Genomic DNA, 2,282 nt, shown 5'->3' with positions numbered 1-2,282 from the left:
TCACTCGGCGACCCGGCGGAGCCGGGACGCGACCTGGACCGCGCGGACCGCGGCGGCCGCCTTGTTGCGCGACTCGGCGTACTCGAGCGCGGGGACCGAGTCGGCGACGATGCCGCCGCCCGCCTGCACGCTCGCGCGCCCGTCCCGGATGAGCGCGGTGCGGATCGCGATGGCCATGTCCATGTCGCCCGCGAAGTCGAAGTAGCCGACGGTCCCGCCGTAGATGCCGCGTCGGGCCGGCTCGATCTCGTCGATGAGCGCGATCGCGCGCGGCTTGGGGGCGCCCGACAGCGTGCCGGCGGGGAACGTCGCCGTGAGCGTCTGGAGCGCCGTCGCGCCCGCGCGCAGGCGGCCGACGACCGTCGAGCAGATGTGCATGATGTGCGAGTACCGCTTGACCGCCATGAACTCGACGACCTCGACGCTCGACGGCTCGCACACCTTGACGAGGTCGTTGCGGGACAGGTCGACGAGCATGATGTGCTCGGCCCGCTCCTTGGGGTCCGCCAGCACCTCGTCCTGGAGCGCGCGGTCCTCCTCGGGCGTCGCGCCGCGCGGGCGCGACCCGGCGATCGGGAACGTCACGACGTGCCCGTCGGTCACCTTGACGAGCGTCTCGGGGCTCGAGCCGACGACCGCGAAGTCGTGGCCGTCCGCGTCCTGGAGCTGCAGGTAGTACATGTACGGGCTCGGGTTGATCGTCCGCAGCACCCGGTAGACGTCGATCGGGTCGGCCGGGCAGTCGAGGTCGAGGCGCTGCGACAGCACGATCTGGAAGACCTCGCCGTCGCGGATCGCCTCCTTGCCGATGTCGACGGCCTGCTCGAACTCCGCGCGCGTCGAGCGGAACTCGAGCTCGGGCTCCGGGACGTCGGCGAGGGCCGCGACGCCCGGGTCGGCCGGGTGCAGCAGCGCGCGCTGCATGGCGTCGAGCCGCGCGACGGCGTCGGCGTGCGCCTCGTCGACGCGCTCGTCGGTGTCGTCGAAGTTGATCGCGTTGGCGACCAGCCACACCGAGCCGTCGTGGTGGTCGACGACCGCGAGGTCGGTCGCGAGCAGCAGCGTGAGCTCGGGGACGCCGAGCTCCTCGGGCGCCTTCGCGGGCAGCGTCGGCTCCCAGTGCCGGACGACGTCCCACCCGAGCGCGCCGACCAGCCCACCGGTCAGCGGCGGCAGGCCGTGGATCGCGGGCGTGCGCAGGACGTCGAGCGTGCGGCCGAGCACGTCGAGCGCGTCGCCCTCCGTCGGGACTCCCACGGGCACGTCGCCGACCCACACGGGCGCGCCGTCGCGGACCGTGAGCGTCGCGCGCGAGCGGACGCCGACGAACGACCAGCGGCTCCACGTGCCGTCGGACTCCGCGGACTCGAGCACGAACGTGCCCGGGCGGCCCGCCGCGAGCGTGCGGTACAGGCCGACGGGCGTCACGTCGTCCGCGAGCAGCCGGCGCACGACCGGGATGACGCGCCGGTCCGCCGCGAGCGCGCGGAACGTGTCGACCGACGGCCACGTGCCGCCCCAGGGGACGTCGGCAATGACGACGTCGGCGGGGACGTGGGCGGCGGGCGCGGTCATGCGTCTCCTTCGGGTGCGGCTGCGTCGGCCGGTGCGGGTGCGACGGCGTCGGTGGGTGCGGCGGCGGGATCCGGGGCGGGTCGGTGGCCGGCGACGACCGCGAGCGGTCCCCCGGCCTCGAAGCACGTGCGGGTGCCGGTGTGGCAGGCGGCGCCGACCTGGTCGACCTCGACGAGCAGCGCGTCGCCGTCGCAGTCGAGCGACACGGTTTTGACGTACTGCGCGTGCCCGGACGTGTCGCCCTTGCGCCAGTACTCCTGGCGCGAGCGGCTCCAGAACGTCACGCGGCCGGTCGTCAGGGTGCGGTGCAGCGCCTCGTCGTCCATCCAGCCGACCATGAGGACCTCGCGCGTGTCGTGCTGCTGCACGACGGCCGCGACGAGGCCGTGCTCGTCGTGGCGCAGCCGCTGCGCGACCTGCGGGTCGAGGAGGGTGGCGGACGGGTTCTCGCGAGGCACGGACCGATCCTGCCACGGTGGCGCGCCCCGCCCGGGCGGGTGTCCGGGACCGGCGTCGGCGAGGGCGTGGGCATGCGGGGACGTCAGCGCGTCCCGCGGGCCCCGGCCCGCGCGCGTCGACGGTCCGGCCGACCCGGGCCGCGGGTGTCAGCTTCTGGGTGGAGATGCCGATCTCGGCACCGAGGCCGAGCTGGCCGCCGTCGGTGAACCGGGTGGAGGCGTTCACCATGACGGCCGCGGAGTCGACCT

General features: G+C 74.7%; 2 protein-coding genes. Both read right to left on the bottom strand.

Translation table 11 applies throughout. The features are described 5' to 3' along the window. Positions 1-1,575 carry an anthranilate synthase component I gene (locus HGA02_RS16910; RefSeq protein WP_168680327.1) on the bottom strand — a complete coding sequence of 525 codons (1,575 nt, stop codon included), beginning with the start codon at positions 1,573-1,575 and terminating at the stop codon, positions 1-3. Further along, on the bottom strand, positions 1,572-2,033 hold the full coding sequence (hisI, locus tag HGA02_RS16905) for a phosphoribosyl-AMP cyclohydrolase (RefSeq protein ID WP_343035561.1): 462 nt from the start codon (positions 2,031-2,033) through the stop codon (positions 1,572-1,574). The genes HGA02_RS16910 and hisI overlap by 4 nt, the downstream gene beginning before the upstream one ends. Positions 2,034-2,282: the final 249 nt, after the last annotated feature.

Source organism: Cellulomonas septica (genome assembly GCF_012396155.1).
In the GTDB taxonomy this organism is placed as follows: domain Bacteria; phylum Actinomycetota; class Actinomycetes; order Actinomycetales; family Cellulomonadaceae; genus Cellulomonas; species Cellulomonas septica.
Note: the sequence above shows the minus strand (reverse complement) of the source record. Positions and strands in the feature narration are given on the sequence as shown.

Coding starts and splice junctions, on each gene's coding strand:
- HGA02_RS16910 (WP_168680327.1), bottom strand. CDS start 1,575: ATGACCGCGCCCGCCGCCCACGTCCCCGCCGACGTCGTCATTGCCGAC.